The following is a 15155-nucleotide window of genomic DNA, read 5'->3' on the forward strand; positions in this document are numbered from 1 at the left end:
TGCGGTGTGGGCGTGCGGGAGGGCTACCCGTCGTGGCCCTGTCTTGACAGGTTGTGGGCCGTTTTCAGCGGGGCGCCGGTGGCGGCGGTGACCGTTTCGACGGAGACGCCGGGGGCGGTTTCGGTCAGGACCAGGCCGTCAGGCGTGACATCGATGACTGCGAGGTCCGTGATGATGCGGTCCACGACGTGCCTGCCGGTCAAGGGCAGGGTGCATCGCTCGAGGATCTTGTGGGAGCCGTCCTTGGTCACGTGTTCCATCATCACGATCACCTTGCGGGCTCCGTGGACCAGGTCCATGGCGCCACCCATCCCCTTGACCATCTTGCCGGGGATCATCCAGTTGGCCAGGTCGCCGTCTGCCGAGACTTGCATGGCTCCGAGGACGGCGGTGTCGATGTGGCCGCCGCGGATCATGCTGAAGCTCGTGGCGGAGTCGAACAGTGCGGCGCCCGGGAGGAGGGTGACGGTTTCCTTGCCGGCGTTGATGAGGTCGGGGTCGACGCCGTCGTCGCTGGGATAGGGCCCCGTGCCGAGGATTCCGTTCTCGCTGTGGAGGACCACCGTCACGTCGGACGGCAGGTGATTCGGCACCAGCGTGGGCAGCCCGATGCCGAGGTTGACGTACTCGCCGTCGTTCAGTTCGGTCGCGACCCGAGCGGCGAGCTGGTCATGTGTTCTGGGCACGGGAATCCTCCTTGGGGCGCGTGGTGCGGCGCTCGACGTGCTTCGCCGTGGCTTGCTCCGGGCTCAGAGGGACGACGCGCTGTACGAAGATCCCGGGCGTGTGGACGGCGCGCGGGTCGATCTCGCCGGGTTCGACGAGCTGTTCGACCTCGGCGATGGTGATACGCCCGGCGGCTGCGGCCAGGGCGTTGAAGTTGCCGGCCGACTGGTTGAACAGGAGATTCCCGTGGCGGTCCCCGACGGCGGCGTGCACCAAGGCGAAGTCGGTGACGATCGCCTGTTCCAGGATGTACTCCCGGCCGTGGAAGGTACGGGTCTCCTTGACCGGGGAGTACAGGGCGATGCTGCCGTCGGGGGCGAACCTCCACGGCATGGAGCCGTCGGCGACGTGTGTGCCCACTCCTGCCGGGGTGTAGAAGGCGGGTATGCCCGCGCCCCCGGCCCGCAGCCTTTCCGCGAGAGAGCCCTGGGGAACGAGTTCGACCTCCAGTTCACCAGTCAGGTACTGCCGCTCGAACTCTTTGTTCTCCCCGACGTAGGAAGCGGCCACGCGGGAGATGCGGTGCTGCTGCAGCAGCCGGCCGAGGCCGATCTGGTCGACACCGCAGTTGTTCGACGTCACGTCCAGCCGGTCGACGCCTGCGGCGAGGAGGGCGTCGATGAGGACGGAGGGGATGCCGCAGAGACCGAACCCACCCACAGCCAGGCTTGCGCCGGCGGGGATGTCCGCGATCGCCGCGGCCGCGTCGCGGTACACCTTGCCCGAGTTCACGCCGCTGTCCTCCCGTCGAGCTTTTGGAGGGTGGCGTCGATCCAGTCGGTGACGTAAGCGCTCACGTGCGGCAGGTGATCGAGGCCGACGTGTTCGGCGCCGCCTTCGGCAGGCTCGAAGACGCGCAGTTCCCGCTTGGGGCTGTTCACTGCCTGTTCGTAGGACCGGTGGGCGTATGCGACGGGGATCTGCCGGTCGTTCTGACCGTGGCAGACCAGGAACGGCACCGTGATCTTCTCCACGACGCCGTCGAGGTGGACGTCGTCGGCGAAGTCGATGAAGGTATCGAGGTCGTCATGGCCCCACACCCACAGAACGTGTTGCCAGTAGTGCGGTACCGGGCGTTCGCCCTCTTTTTGCAGGCGGCGGCGCTGGACGGCTCCCCAGTTGTGGTTGGCGCCCCAGGCGACGGCGAAAGCGAGTCGCTGTTCGAAGGCGGCGGCGCGTGGCGCGTAGTACCCGCCCAGTGACCAACCCACGATGCCGATCCGGTCGTCTCGGACATCGGGACGGGTCTGGAGGTAGTCGACACAGGCGGCGGCCCACACTTCGGTGTCGATCCGTGCGGTCAGGCCGTCGACGCGCAGCGCCTCGCCGCTGCCGGGGCAGTCCACAGCCAGGGTGGAGATCCCTCGGGTGGCGAGTTCCGAGGGGAAACCGGACAGGTACATGTGTTCCTTGGTGCTGTCCAGCCCGTTCCACATGATCACGACCGGCGCGGGGGCGCCGTCGGTGGTGGTCGCCTGTGTGAAGTAGCCCGGCAGGGTGCCGCCCTCGTAGGGGATGGCGACGCGGCGGGTGGCGGGGTCCACCAGGTCGAAGGAGCGCTGCATGAGATCCAGGCAGCGCCGGTAGGTGTCCAGCCGTCCCGGGTCACCGACGGCCTGCATGCGTTCGGCGTTGACGAGGTAGTTGGCGGCTCGCGCGTACATCTGGCCCGCAGTGCGCGAGCGTCCGGCCTGCAGGGCTTCGTCGGCCTGTTTCACCATGGAGTCGACGAGGTCGGTCCAGGCGGCGAGGAATTCGCGGGTGCCCACCTCCGCTCCGCGGGAGGCGATGTCCCGGACGGGGCGGCAGGCGCGGTCCACCTCGTCGATGAGGCCGCCGCTGTTCAGGGCGGCGACGACGCCGAGATTCCACACGTAGTTGTCAGGGAAGTACTCGAACATGGATCAGTGCTCTTCTCATGTACGGCGGGATGTTGTCAGAGGGAGTGGGCCCGCAGGGCGTCGCTGATGGACTTGACCCCGCCGTGGGCGGTCATGCCGCCGTCCACGGGGATTTCCGCCCCGGTGATGAAGGAGGCGTCGTCGCTGAGGAGGAAGGCGACGAGAGGGGCGACCTCATCCACGGTGCCGGTGCGGCCCAGCGGGGTCTCTGCCACGTTGGCGTCGCGGAAGACCGCGGGGGCCGAGGCGGTCATGGGTGTCTCGATGAATCCGGGATGGATGGTGTTCACGCGGATGGCCCGGGGGCCGAGTTCCAGACAGGCCACCTTGGCAACGCCGCGCAGCGCCCACTTGCTGGCTGTGTAGGCCAGGGGGTAGTGCGCGGTGAGGGCTGCCACTGACCCGACGACGACGATGGAGCCGCCCTCGGTCATGTGCGGGATGAGCGACTGGATGGCATGGAGGGTGCCGGTGACGTTGACGTCCTGGACGCGGGCGAGGTCGTCCTGCGTCAGGTCGCCCAGTCGGGCCCGCCAGGTGACGCCCGCGTTCGCCACGAGACCGTGGACGATTCCGTGCCGCTGGGCCACCTCTTCTGCCAGTGACGTCCAGCCGGCGGCGTCGGTCACGTCGAGCCGCCGGTAGCGGACGCCGGGCAACTCCTCGGCGGGCCGGTCGGTCAGGTCGACGGCCCATACGTGGGCGCCCTCCGCGAGGAGCCTGCGGGCCTCGGCGGCTCCCTGGCCTTGGCCGGCTCCCGTGACGACGATGACCTTGCCGGCCAGCCGCCCGGTCATCGTGTCCTCCGGCGGGGACGCGGTCGTGCCGGTGGAACCGGCGGCAGGGGTCTGCCCTCGATGACTCTGTTCCTGAGGGTGCCGATGCCCTCGACGGTCATCTCGACGATGTCGCCCGGTCGCAGAGGGGGCGGGTCCGTCGCTCCGCGGCGTCCCCACAGTTCGGCCAGGCAGCCGCCGTTGCCACAGGTGCCGGAACCCAGAACGTCGCCGGCGCGCACCCAGGTGTCCCGGGAGGCGTAGGCGATCATGTCCTCGAAGCGCCAGCCCATGTTGGACAGCAGGTCGCGGCCGATCTGAGTGCCGTTGACGGACACGGACATGCCCAGGGCGAGGAACCCGTCCTCGTCCCTGAAGGGTTCCAGTTCGTCGGCGGTGACCAGCCAGGGTCCGAGGGTGCTGGCGAAGTCCTTGCCCTTGGCTGGGCCGAGTGTCACCTTCATCTCGCGCCGCTGCAGGTCCCGCGCCGACCAGTCGTTGAGCACGGTGTAGCCGAAGATGTGCCGGCCCGCCTCGTTGGGCGAGAGGCAGGTCCCGTCCCTCCCGACGACGGCGGCCACCTCCAGCTCGAAGTCGAGCAGCTGGGAGGCGCCGGGAACGGGTACATCGTCACGGGCGCCGACCAGAGAGTGCGGATTGGTGAAGTAGAAGGTCGGGGCCTCGTACCACTCCGGGACGACGCCGCCGCCCGTTCCGACACTGGCGACCACGCCCTCCACGTGCTCCTCGAAGGTGACGAAGTCCCGCACCGACGGAGGTGTCAGGGGCGGCAGCGGGCGTGCACCGGCCGACGGCAGGGGGGCGTCTGCCAGGGCCGACGCCCCGATGGCCAGGGCCTCATCGAGCCCGCGCCGGACGAGGCCGAGGACGGTCAGATCTCCGGGCAGGGGGTGCAGGCCGGCATCGCCGACGACACCGGCACGCACTGCCCCACCGGGGAGTTCCCACGTGGCGAATCGCATCAGACCGGAGGCTCCGAGAACAGGGGGTCGGGTGAGTTCCAGAGCTTCTTGGTGATGAGCTCACCCATCGGGTCGGCCAGACCCCACTGGTCCTGGTTCTCGGGCCGGCTGATGTCGTAGACCGTGGGGTGCCACGTGTCCTCGTCGACCGTTTCGATGCCGTACGTGAATTCGTGGCCGTTTCCGTGGGGGTCGAGGAAATACATGAACACGTTGTCGCCCGCCATGTGCCGGCCCGGGCCCCAGACCTTTTCCGCCCCGGCCCGTACGGCCCGGCCCCCGGCGCGCAGCCACTCCTCCAGGCCCCTCATCTCGAAGGAGACGTGGTGCACGGATGCGTGGGGTGCACGGGCGATGGCCAGGTTGTGGTGGCGGGGGTTGCAGCGCATGAAGTGCATGACGCCGCCCATGTTCGGGTGCTGCAGAGAGTCGGACAGGGCGAACCCGAGGTGCTGCTCGTAGAAGGTCCTGGTCCGCTCGATGTCTGGGGAGTTGAGGACGACATGTGCCAGCCGGACCGGGACGGCCTCGCGCTCCTCGACCTTTCGGTGCTTGCGCGCCTCGACGTCGCTGGAGACCTCCACGACATGGCCGTCCACATCGAAGAAGCGGAAGCCGTAGCCGCCGCCAGGCGTCTGCAGCGCATGCGGTTCGCTGACCAGCTGCACACCTGAGGTGCCGAGGCGCTCGGCGAGCGCGTCGACGTCCGCGGCGTTCGCGGCTCCGAAGGCGATCAGATCCAGGCGCTTGTCGTCGGCCTGGCGAAGGCGCACGACGTACTGTTCGGGCGAGCCCTCGGCGGCGAAGAAGGACAGGTCTTTCTCCTCGGCGGTGTGGGTCAGTCCCCATGTGTTCCGGTAGAACTCGACCTGCTTCTTGTAGTCCGGGACGGCGAGATCGACGTGCCGGAGATGAGTGATGAGTCGACTTGTCATGTCGTCTCCTGCGGTGGGTGGGGTGTCAGCGGGCGGGGGAGGCGCGGCACATGGTCAGGCGGGTTCGCTGACCAGTGCGGCGAGCTCATGCATGAGCGCGGGGACGTCGCCCTGGACACCGTCCAGGAGCCACTGGCCCAGTTGGTTGGATGCCTCGACGACCCAGCGGGCGCGAGGAAGCCGGCGTTCGGTGAACGCCTTCCACAGCGCGTCGTCCACCCGGTCGGCCATGAGGAGCAGTTCGCACAGGACGTCGGCGTCCTCCAAGGCCATGGCCGCACCCTGGGCGAGAGTGGGCGGGCACGCGTGCGCCGCGTCACCGATCAGTACGACGCGACCGCGATTCCACGCACCGTCCAGCAGGTGCGTCTCGAACCACGTGTAGTTGATTTTGTCGGGGTCGGTGATGCCCTCGCGGATCTCGTCCCAGGGACCGTGGTAGGCGCCGGCCAGTCGCCGCAGCGTGGACAGCTTCTCCTCGGGGCTGAGCCCGGTCCGGTCGGAGGCCGCCTCAACGATGTAGGCGTACGACGAGTCCTTGCCCGTCGGGCAGTAGCCGGCGATGTAGGAGGGGCCGCCGTAGATGAGATCGGTGCGGGTCACATCAGCCGGGCGTGCACCGTGGATACGCCAGATGGCCATGCCGGTGGCTCGGGTCTCCAGTTCCACGCCGAGCATGGCGCGGGTGGTGGAGCGGATGCCGTCGGCGCCGACCACCAGGTCGTAGCGGTCGCTGGTGCCGTCGGAGAAGTCGACGTCGACGCCGTTCTCGTCCTGGGTGAGGCGGGTGGCGGTGACTCCGTACTGGAGGTTGGTTCCGCTCTGCGAAGCGTTCTCGACGAGGAGGCGCGCCAGGTCGGGGCGGAGCATGCCGAGAACGGCCGGCAGGTCGGGGCCGCCTGTCTTGGCGTCGGGGATCTCCGCCAGCAGCGTGGCGTGCGCGTCGGGGGCGCGCAGGCCGAGTCCGTCGTACGGATACCCCTGGCTCAGGGCTTCGTCCAGGATGCCCAGGCGGCGCAGGATCCGCAGGGCGTTGCCCTGCAAGGTGATGCCTGAGCCCAGTGTGTACAGGGACGGCTTGACCTCGACCAGGTCGACGTGCAGCCCTTCCCGGGACAGGAACGCCGCGGTGGCGGCACCGGCGGCTCCGGCCCCTATGACGAGGACCTTCTGAACTGCGGGCAATGTGTACTCCTCAACATGAACAGGGTCGGACACCCCTGGTGGGGCGAGGGCACTACTTGACGGCGATGGGATTCACCGGGCTGCCCACGGCTCCGGTGACGGGCAGGGGAGCCGCCGTGAGCCAGAACTCGTACACCCCGTCCTCGGCGCAGTCGGCGGCAAGTGCGTCCAGGTCCCACATCTCACCGATGAACAGACCGATGTGAGGGATCGCCACCTGGTGCAGTGGCTGGAAGGAGCCGGGGAATTCGTTGGGCCTAACCTCGAAGCCCCAGGTGTCGGTGGCGATACCGGCGATCTCGGAGGAGTGCAGCCAGTCCGCGGTGGAGAAGGACAGCCCCGGCGCCGCGCCTCCCGCGTACTCTCCCCACCCGTCACGGCGGGCACGGGCCAGCTGGCCCGTGCGCACCAGCACCAGGTCTCCTGTGCCGACCCGGGAGGAAAGCCCTTGCGAGGCCGCGGTGAGGCGGAGGTGCTCGGTGGTGATGGCGAAGCCGTCCGGCAGCTCTCCGTCCTCGCCCAGGGCGCGTCCGACGTCGAGCAGGACCCCACGGCCGGCGATCAGGTCGCGAACGGTCTCGATCCCCGTCACCCGGTCACCCCCGCTGGTGACGACCTGGGACGCCGGCCGGTCGTTGTAAGCGCGTCCGTGATCGAAGATGTGCCCGAGACCGTCCCACTGTGTGGAGCACTGCAGGGGCATGAACACCACGTCGTCGGCGCCTGCGAAGCCGTGCGGGAATTCCGCCGGCCCGAACTCGGCGTCCAGCCCGCTGGAGAGCATCGTGTGCACGGGGTTGACGCGCTTGCGCCACCCGCGCTGAGGCCCCTCTGCGTCGAAGAGCTGGGCCAGGGAGAAGCTCCGCCCCCGCCGGACCAGCCGCGCACCCTCGACGCGTTTGCTCTCGTCCAGATGGTTCAGTGTGCCAAGGACGTCCCCGGCTCCCCAGCGGCCCGCGTTCGAGCACCGACGAGCGACATCGGCGATGGCGTCCTCGATATCGGTCTCACTGATGTTGTTGATCTGGACTGCGGGCTGCTCTGCCATGTGCTTCTCCCTCGCCATACGCGGGCTCTTGATTACGGTGCTGGATGCGCCACGTTTCGGGAAGATGAACTTTGGTATGGTGATCATCGGTCTCATCTATGACCACGGCCAGGTGCCGCCCGATGTCATCAGCGCGTACTGCCGAAGTGCACGCGGACAGGGCAGGAACGAAGGGAGCGCTTCGGTGTCCTCGCGTCGGCAGGACCTCAACCTGCTTCTTGCTCTCAATGCCCTGTTGCAGGAGCGCAGTGTGACCCGCGCCGCGGACAAGCTGGGCCTGGCCCAGCCGACCCTGTCCGCCTCGCTCGCCCGCCTGCGCAGGCACTTCGACGACGAGCTGCTCGTACGCTTCGGCAACGAGTACCGGCTCACCCCACTGGCTGTCCGGTTGCGCGACCGTGCCGAGATCGCCCTCGGTGAGGCCGACAGGGTCTTCCACAGTCGGGCGGACTTCGACCCCTCCCGCAGCACCCGCGAGTTCAAGCTGCTGGCCAGTGACTACGCGCAGACCGTGATCGGCGGACCTCTCGCCGACCTCCTGGCGCGGGAGGCACCGGGAACCCGCCTGAGGTTCACCTCGATCACGACGGCAGTCCTCGACACCCTGGAACAGTCACTCCTCACGCACGACCTGCTGCTCCTGCCGCACGGGTTCGTCGCCGACATGCCCTACCAGGACGTCTTCGAGGACGAGTGGATGTGTCTGGTCGCCTCCTCCAACGACGCCGTCGGGGAGTCCCTCACCGTCGAGGATCTGCGCCGCCTGCCCTGGGTCGTCTCGTACTCGGGGCCCACCGCGGCAACGCCGGCCTGGCGGCAGATCCGTATGGCCGGCATCGAGCCTCGCCCCCAGGTCGTCACGGAGAACTTCCTGAGCGTGCCTGACCTGGTTGCCGGATCCCCTCGCATCGCCCTCCTGCAGAAGCGGCTGGTCAACCGCCTCGGCGCGCGCTCGGACGTCCGTGCCCTGCCCTGCCCCTTTCCGGCGGGCCGTCTGGTGGAAGGCATGTGGTGGCACCCAGGCAAGGGCGACGAGCCGGAGAGCCTGTACCTCAGGCAGTCGATTCTCAGCGCACTGAAGCACTGAGGCCGCCTGTCTCTGCCACGTGTCGACGAGAGCCGGAGCGCCCGGCACGGACGGACGCAACCTGCGGGCAGCCGGGAGGCGTGGTCCGGACCGGAATGGTCTGGGACGCCGAGTAAGAGCCGGTCACGCTGCGTCCGCCCCGGTACAGCGCGATACCTACGTGCGGCTCAGTGCGAGGCAGCGTCCGACGACGGAGAGGTTGTGCCGGGTGCGGTGCCCTCGCGGCTGCCGTCACCGACCGGAGACGTCCTGGGCAATCTCGGCATCGGTCATCTCCTCATGTCCTGGCTGGTCACACGGGGCACAGACGGAATGGTGTGTTCCTCCGCCATCCGATTCAGCCGATACCGCATAGGCCAAGGCGAGATTCCCGTTCCTCACGCTCTGGCCGGCGAGCAGGCGTCACCGGGACGGCGAGGGCGTCAGCGTCCCGCTGATCTCGGGTGGAAGCGTCGGGCGGGCTCCGCTCCGGAGACGTGGCCGTCCAGCTGGCGAGAACTCCTCAAGTCGCGTGTACCACTCGGTGCTCACGCCCGCGAGGACGGCCACTCCCTCCTGGCGCAGCTCGGCACCCGGCGTCACCTACTGGTGGGCAGACCGACCTGCTCGGGCGTGAGCTGGGCGCGTCGGCGGGCGACGAAGTTGCGGATGTCGGCACGGTTGTCGGGGCTGCGGTCCATGCCTTCAACGCTACGGCCCATGTCACGAGGGTGGGGGGTTGAGCTTGTACCCCCTATAAACGCAGCCTGCCGCCCACGCGGCAGGGGCGGTTTCCTGGGATACGCGCTACGAATCCCCCCACGGAGCCGATCAATGACGAAGCGAGGAGAGCCCCCGACGCCCCCGCCGAGGCATGCTTCGGCGAGCTCGGACGACCGAAGCCGGCCGCGTAATCCCGGCCCGCTCCTAGTCGTCCGCCGTGCGCTCGGGCAGCCGGGGTCGTGCCATCGGTCGTGGCCCCGCGGTGAGCGCGCTCCTGCCGCTGGGGCTCTGCCTGCTGTCAGGACAGGCCGCGCTCACGATCGTGCTGGTCGTCCTGCTGTGTCCTTTCGGGCTCAGCGCGAACCCGGTGCTCATCGCCCTGGGCGGCCGCTTCGCGGCCAAGGTCCCACCCTGGAGTCCGCGCCGACGGTGTCGGCGTTGATCCTCGGCACCGCCATCGGCCCCCACGATCGCCATCGCGCTCGCCCGGCGGCGCAGCACGGCGCCACAGGCCCCAGCGCGCGGATATGAACAAAGTCTCCCAAAATAATCGATACACACAGATCAAGGAGATCCACCTATGCGTGGAGTAGTGATGCACACGGCCGGCGACGTCCGCGTCGAGGACCGTGACGACCCGAAGATCATCGAGCCCACCGACGCGATCGTGAAGCTGACCGCGACGTGCATCTGCGGCTCCGACCTGTGGCCGTACCGCGGTATCGAGCCCGCCGACCACACGCTCATGGGCCATGAGTACGTGGGCGTGGTCGAAGAGGTCGGCTCCGCGGTGAAGACCGTCAAGCCCGGAGACTTCGTCGTCGGCTCGTTCGTCATCTCCGACAACACCTGCGAGATCTGCCAGGCCGGCTTCCAGTCCAAGTGTGTGCACGCCGAGTTCGTCCACGCGGGGATCGGCACCCAGGCCGAGAAGGCCCGTATCCCGCTGGCCGACGGCACCCTCGTCGCCACCCCGGGGCAGCCCGACCCGGAGCTGATCCCCGCTCTCCTCGCCGCCTCCGACGTGCTGGGCACCGGCTGGTACGCCGCCGTCGCCGCCGAGGCCGGCCCCGGCAAGACGGTCGCGGTCGTCGGCGATGGCGCGGTCGGCCTGATGGCCGTCCTGGCCGCCAGGCAGCTCGGCGCGGAACGCGTCATCGCCATGTCCCGCCACCCCGAGCGGCAGAAGCTGGCCCGCTACTACGGCGCCACCGACATCGTCGAGGAACGCGGCGACGAGGGCGTCGCGAAGATCAAGGAGCTCACCGGCGGATACGGCGCGCACTCGGTCATCGAGGCGGTCGGCACGCAGGAGTCGTTCATGCAGGCCGTCGGCGCCACCCGCGGCGGCGGGCACATGGGCTACGTGGGCGTGAACTACGACGTGAAGATCCCTGGCATCCAGCTGTTCTTCGCCGGCATCCACACCCTCGGCGGCCCCGCACCCGTGCGCCGGTTCCTGCCCGACCTGATCCAGCTCATCTGGGACCGCAAGATCGACCCCGGCAAGGTTTTCGACCTCACCCTGCCCCTGGAGCAGGCAGCCGAAGGCTACAAGGCCATGGACGAACGCCGCGCCACCAAGGTGCTCCTCACCCTCTGAATCCGTTTGCCGCACGCCCTCGGGGCCCTGGTAGGGGCTCCGGGGGCATTTGTCTGTACCGCCCGCTTCGGGCGGCTACGTTCGCCTGTAGGCAAGGCCGTGGCATCCCCGCATGCGAGAGACCTGCTGGCGTTCAGCCTGCCGTGCGGCCCAGGTCCCGCGTTGGCGGCCCCCGACTCGTGGTCCACGGCAGTCTCGCCCTCTGGCGTGCGCAGGCAAGCGACTGCCTACAGGCCCCTCTGGACCATCCCCGCCGTCCGTCGGCATCACGTAGGACTGATGAATCCAGGCAAGGTCATCAACGAGAGTTATGGTGTCGCCATGCCCGCCGACGTGCTGCGCAACCTCGACCTGAACCTTCTGGTGACGCTCGACGTCCTGCTTCAGGAACAGAGCGTGACACGAGCGGCAGCGCGCCTCGGCGTCACCCAACCCGCCGTATCGGCGGCCCTCGCAAGGCTGCGACGACACTTCTCCGACGACCTCCTGCGCCGCTCGGGCAATAAGAACGAGCTCACCCCGCTCGCCCAGCAGCTCGCGACCACGACCGGGCCCGCGCTGCTCGGCGTGCAGCGGGTCTTCGAGGCGATGCCGACGTTCGACCCGGCGAGCGCCGACCGGGAGTTCACCGTGATGATGTCCGACTACGCCGCGATCGTCCTGGGCGACCACCTCGCCACCCTGATCGAGCAGCAGGCGCCCGGCGTGCGTGTCCGATTGCGGGAGCTGGGCGCATACGCGGTCGATCACGCCATGGAGATGCTGCGCGGTGCCGACGGTATGGTCCTGCCCCACGGCTTCCTCAGCGACATTCCGTCCATGGACCTCTTCGAGGACTCATGGGTGCTGGTTGTTTCCGAGGACAACGACCAGGTCGGCGAGAAACTGACGATGGACGATCTCGGCCGGCTGCCGTGGGTCGTCACCTACAACGCCCCGACGGCGTTCACGCCCGCCCTCCGGCAGTTGCGGATGATCGGGGTCGAACCGCAGGTGCAGATGGTCGTCGAGGCGTTCGCGGCCGTGCCCTTTCTGGTCGCCGGCACGAACCGCATCGCTCTGCTGCAGGCTGAGCTTGCACACCGGTTGGCCGGTCCGGCCCGTGTGCGCATTCTGCCGTGCCCCTGGGACGTCGTGCCGGTCAGCGAGGCGTTCTGGTGGCATCCGATGCAGCGTTCCGACCCCGCGCACATCTGGCTGCGGTCGACGCTTCGCAGAGCAGGACGGGACGTCACCGAGCTGGCGCGTTCAACGGAGTGATCGTGCGCACTCTCAGTAACGAGCCGACTTGCCCTGTGTGCCGCAGCAGCCCAGGTCAGACGCACGGGGCGGCGCATACACCGGGTTGATGACCGACATAAGCAACTCGCTGTGGCAGTGGTCACACCCGGCTGGCAGCCTCGGGTTGCCAGCGTCGGGTCGCTGGCGAAAATTCAGGAAAGAGACATGCGCATGCGTCCCCCCTTTCACGACGAGCCGCTATTGCGGCCTCGTACGAAGCGGTGGAGTGCCGCGACGCTAGCGGCACTCACCTTCGCAGCCACCCTGACGACCGCTTTCACAGAGCCGGCATCATCAGCGCCCGTGGCATCCCGCACCAACGCGTCCTCCAAGGATCCTGGCCAGGCATCAGCCCAACCGGCGTCCGGGTTGGGGCCCGCCGCACTTGTGCGGCCGCTCGGCCTGATCAGCGAGGCGCCGTGCAGCAAGCACGATTGGCAGGTGTGCGCCGGCGATATGGACGCACCCAACACCGCCCCGTTCGCCATGGGCAATCCGATGGCGCAGCCAGGACTCGGTGTGCCGGTCGGAGGCCTCGGCGCAGGATCGTTCATGATCAATCAAGCCGGAACCTTCGGCCCGTGGAACATGGGCGGTTCCATCAACGCCAACTACGAGAACCGGATCCTGCCGCAAGCCGCCCTCCACGTGCGGGCGCAGGCAGTACCGCCACACAAGCAGGATTCCGGATCCCAGAGCGGGACGCCCACGGCCCAGACACGCTCGCTGGCGGTCAACACCAAGGACTTCGGGTCCGTCTCTCCGGCCTTCAAGACCTTGGACGCGGGCGCGGGAACCTACTCAGCCCTCTACCCGTTCGGGCAGATCGACTACCGGGACCCGGTGCCCGACGCGCAGGTGTCGACGAAGTTCTGGACTCCGATCGTGGCCGGCAACGACAAGCTGTCCTCCCAGCCCGTGGCCTACTTCGACGTCACCATCACGAACAACGCGAAGAAGACTCGCGACATCTCCACGATGCTGACCTGGCCCAACGCCCCGGCCCACGTAGCTGCCAAAGTGCAGAGTGCGCCGTCGAGCGAGGTAAGCAAGAGGACCGGCTACTACAGCAAGTTCCAGCGTGATGCCAAAACCGGTGTCGCCGGTGTGGTCCTCGGCGCGTCCTCGCCGTCGAACACGCCGGACTCGCAGAACAGCGAATGGACCGTCGCGGCCCGCCCCCAGAACACTCAGAAGATGTCGTACACGACCTCCTGGGACGGGAACGGCAGCGGCGCCGACGTCTACAAGGCGTTCACCGACCGCGGTGCTCTGCCGAACCGCGCGATCGACGACTCGGCATCCGCCGGGGCCATCGTCCTCTCCGCCAAACTGAAGCCCAAGCAGAGCACGACCATGCACTACGTACTCGCGTGGGACTTCCCTCAGATCTCCTTCAGTAATCCGTCCGGAACCCAGCAGAACGTCTGGATGCGCCGCTACACGGAGTTCTACGGTGCCAAGTCGGATCACACGAACCGCTACGTGCCGAGCTCCTACCCGGGACGACAAGCTTTCAGCATCGCGGACCGCAACCTGACAGCCCGGTCGTCGACGCTGGCGAAGGTCAACAAGTGGTGGGAGCCGTACGCCCATGATGCGAGCGTTTCCCCGGCGGTCCGGCGCGCAGGGCTGAACGAGCTCAACCAACTGACGTTCAACTCCTCGTTCTGGGAGTCCGGACTCGTCTCCACCAACGGCGCCGCCGGCCCGGGGGCAAGAATCGGATCGCGCACCCCCGGTACGCACCTCTTCCACACGATCACCGGCGGAGGTTGGTACGACTCCGGTGAACTCAACGTCCAGATGCAGGCCGCCAAGGTCACCCGACAACTGTTCCCGTCCATAGAGAAGGACTGGACGCGGGCACAAGCCCAGATGGTCATGCAGGACCCGAACGGGCGGGTACCCGACAGCCCGGGCGGTCTGGAGAACCCGTGGCTGGGATGGCAGGGCTCAAGCGAACCCGCCGCACCGAAGGCGAAATTCAGCGACACCCCGATGAAGTTCATCCTCCGCGCCTACGCAGCCTACGAAGCGACCGGAGACCACAAACTCCTGCGCGACGTCTACCCCGCCCTCAAGCGAGCGTGGCAGAACGACGTACTCCCCCGGATACCCGCAGGTCAGGCGCTTCTGCCCGACCCCGGCACGTTCGCCAACACCTACGACATCCTCGGCCAGGACGACGGCTCCGTCGACATCTACACGTCCGGGCTCTACGCCCTGACAGCCGAGGCGATGATCGCCGCGACCGAGGACGCCGAAGATCTCGGAGTCACCGGCATACTCGACACGAGGGCTCTGCGCACCCGGCTCACCGCCACCAAGTCGGCCATCGAGGCCAATTTCTGGACCGGCACCTATTACAGGTTCACCAACGCCGGCCACAAGAGCACCGACGTCTTCGCCGACGCCATCTGGCCGCAATACGCCGCGCAGCAGATGAACCTGCCCGACGTCCTACCGATGGACCGGGTCGCCAAGCACCTCAAAACGGTCTACCCGATCATGAAGAAGGCGAAGGACGCCAAGGGCAGGCTCAGCGGCGCACCGAATCTCATACCGATCACCGGTGAGCCCTACGGATTCCTCCCGCCCGGTTACGAATTCCAGGCACCGGAGGTCTGGACCGGCACGAACTTCGGGGTGGCCGCCACCTACATCGAGATCGGACGCAGGCTCAAGGACGCCACCCTGATCTCGTACGGTCGGCAGCTCGGCTCCGCCGTCTCCCACCAGATCTACGACCCCAAGTCCATCAGCAACGGGTCCTACGCGTTCAACACACCCGAGGCATGGCAAGGCACCGACCCCACGACCTACCGCGCGGCGAACTACGTACGCGCCCTGGCCGCCTGGGACCTTCTGGAGGCAGATGCTCGATAACTCCGGTGCAGACGTCCGCGGTGCCGCCCTCAACCCCCG

The 15155-nt window shown here is 68.0% G+C and carries 13 protein-coding genes; 5 read left to right on the plus strand and 8 right to left on the minus strand.

Annotation, left to right across the window (positions count from 1 at the left end; genetic code table 11):
* Positions 1 to 23: 23 nt before the first annotated feature.
* Genes ABZS97_RS26075 through ABZS97_RS26110 form a run of 8 tightly spaced genes read right to left on the minus strand, consistent with a single transcriptional unit; the run spans position 24 to position 7554 of the window.
* A complete protein-coding gene (locus tag ABZS97_RS26075) occupies positions 24 to 686 on the minus strand; it encodes a CoA transferase subunit B (protein WP_356141068.1) in 663 nt (220 codons plus the stop codon).
* A complete protein-coding gene (locus tag ABZS97_RS26080) occupies positions 670 to 1458 on the minus strand; it encodes a CoA transferase subunit A (RefSeq protein ID WP_356141070.1) in 789 nt (262 codons plus the stop codon). The genes ABZS97_RS26075 and ABZS97_RS26080 overlap by 17 nt, the downstream gene beginning before the upstream one ends.
* Positions 1455 to 2627: an alpha/beta fold hydrolase gene (locus tag ABZS97_RS26085; protein ID WP_356141074.1), complete on the minus strand. Its 1173-nt coding sequence runs from the start codon at positions 2625 to 2627 to the stop codon at positions 1455 to 1457. The genes ABZS97_RS26080 and ABZS97_RS26085 overlap by 4 nt, the downstream gene beginning before the upstream one ends.
* Before the next feature lie 35 nt (positions 2628 to 2662).
* Positions 2663 to 3424, minus strand: a complete 762-nt coding sequence (locus ABZS97_RS26090; protein WP_356141076.1) for an SDR family NAD(P)-dependent oxidoreductase — start codon at positions 3422 to 3424, stop codon at positions 2663 to 2665.
* On the minus strand, positions 3421 to 4386 hold the full coding sequence (locus tag ABZS97_RS26095) for a fumarylacetoacetate hydrolase family protein (RefSeq protein ID WP_356141078.1): 966 nt from the start codon (positions 4384 to 4386) through the stop codon (positions 3421 to 3423). The genes ABZS97_RS26090 and ABZS97_RS26095 overlap by 4 nt, the downstream gene beginning before the upstream one ends.
* Positions 4386 to 5321: a VOC family protein gene (locus ABZS97_RS26100; RefSeq protein ID WP_356141080.1), complete on the minus strand. Its 936-nt coding sequence runs from the start codon at positions 5319 to 5321 to the stop codon at positions 4386 to 4388. Before ABZS97_RS26100 ends, ABZS97_RS26095 begins: the two co-directional genes overlap by 1 nt.
* Positions 5322 to 5375: 54 nt before the next feature.
* Positions 5376 to 6506, minus strand: coding sequence for an FAD-dependent monooxygenase (locus ABZS97_RS26105; RefSeq protein WP_356141082.1), 1131 nt, complete (start codon positions 6504 to 6506; stop codon positions 5376 to 5378).
* A gap of 52 nt (positions 6507 to 6558) precedes the next feature.
* A complete protein-coding gene (locus ABZS97_RS26110) occupies positions 6559 to 7554 on the minus strand; it encodes a cyclase family protein (protein WP_356141084.1) in 996 nt (331 codons plus the stop codon).
* A gap of 184 nt (positions 7555 to 7738) precedes the next feature.
* On the opposite strand from ABZS97_RS26110, the gene ABZS97_RS26115 reads away from it, so the two are divergent.
* The 5 genes from ABZS97_RS26115 to ABZS97_RS26135 all read left to right on the plus strand — a co-directional run bounded on the left by ABZS97_RS26115 (position 7739) and on the right by ABZS97_RS26135 (position 15116).
* Positions 7739 to 8641 (plus strand): LysR family transcriptional regulator, encoded by a 903-nt coding sequence (locus ABZS97_RS26115; RefSeq protein WP_356141086.1) that lies wholly within the window; start codon positions 7739 to 7741, stop codon positions 8639 to 8641.
* 964 nt (positions 8642 to 9605) lie between these two features.
* On the plus strand, positions 9606 to 9785 hold the full coding sequence (locus ABZS97_RS26120; RefSeq protein ID WP_356141088.1) for a hypothetical protein: 180 nt from the start codon (positions 9606 to 9608) through the stop codon (positions 9783 to 9785).
* 138 nt (positions 9786 to 9923) lie between these two features.
* Entirely contained in the window at positions 9924 to 10946 is a 1023-nt protein-coding gene (locus ABZS97_RS26125) for a zinc-dependent alcohol dehydrogenase family protein (RefSeq protein ID WP_356141090.1), read from the plus strand.
* Between the two features lie 279 nt (positions 10947 to 11225).
* A complete protein-coding gene (locus ABZS97_RS26130) occupies positions 11226 to 12206 on the plus strand; it encodes a LysR family transcriptional regulator (RefSeq protein ID WP_356141092.1) in 981 nt (326 codons plus the stop codon).
* A 477-nt stretch (positions 12207 to 12683) separates the two neighbouring features.
* Entirely contained in the window at positions 12684 to 15116 is a 2433-nt protein-coding gene (locus ABZS97_RS26135; protein WP_356141094.1) for a GH116 family glycosyl-hydrolase, read from the plus strand.
* Positions 15117 to 15155 lie beyond the last annotated feature (39 nt).

This window comes from Streptomyces sp. NPDC005485 (assembly GCF_040606085.1).
Taxonomy (GTDB): domain Bacteria; phylum Actinomycetota; class Actinomycetes; order Streptomycetales; family Streptomycetaceae; genus Streptomyces.

What these genes read in the sequence shown, in the direction of transcription:
- ABZS97_RS26085 (WP_356141074.1), bottom strand. Translation starts at nt 2,627, where the DNA reads ATGTTCGAGTACTTCCCTGACAACTACGTGTGGAATCTCGGCGTCGTC.
- ABZS97_RS26090 (WP_356141076.1), bottom strand. Translation starts at nt 3,424, where the DNA reads ATGACCGGGCGGCTGGCCGGCAAGGTCATCGTCGTCACGGGAGCCGGC.
- ABZS97_RS26095 (WP_356141078.1), bottom strand. Translation starts at nt 4,386, where the DNA reads ATGCGATTCGCCACGTGGGAACTCCCCGGTGGGGCAGTGCGTGCCGGT.
- ABZS97_RS26100 (WP_356141080.1), bottom strand. Translation starts at nt 5,321, where the DNA reads ATGACAAGTCGACTCATCACTCATCTCCGGCACGTCGATCTCGCCGTC.
- ABZS97_RS26110 (WP_356141084.1), bottom strand. Translation starts at nt 7,554, where the DNA reads ATGGCAGAGCAGCCCGCAGTCCAGATCAACAACATCAGTGAGACCGAT.
- ABZS97_RS26125 (WP_356141090.1), top strand. Translation starts at nt 9,924, where the DNA reads ATGCGTGGAGTAGTGATGCACACGGCCGGCGACGTCCGCGTCGAGGAC.
- ABZS97_RS26130 (WP_356141092.1), top strand. Translation starts at nt 11,226, where the DNA reads ATGAATCCAGGCAAGGTCATCAACGAGAGTTATGGTGTCGCCATGCCC.
- ABZS97_RS26135 (WP_356141094.1), top strand. Translation starts at nt 12,684, where the DNA reads ATGGACGCACCCAACACCGCCCCGTTCGCCATGGGCAATCCGATGGCG.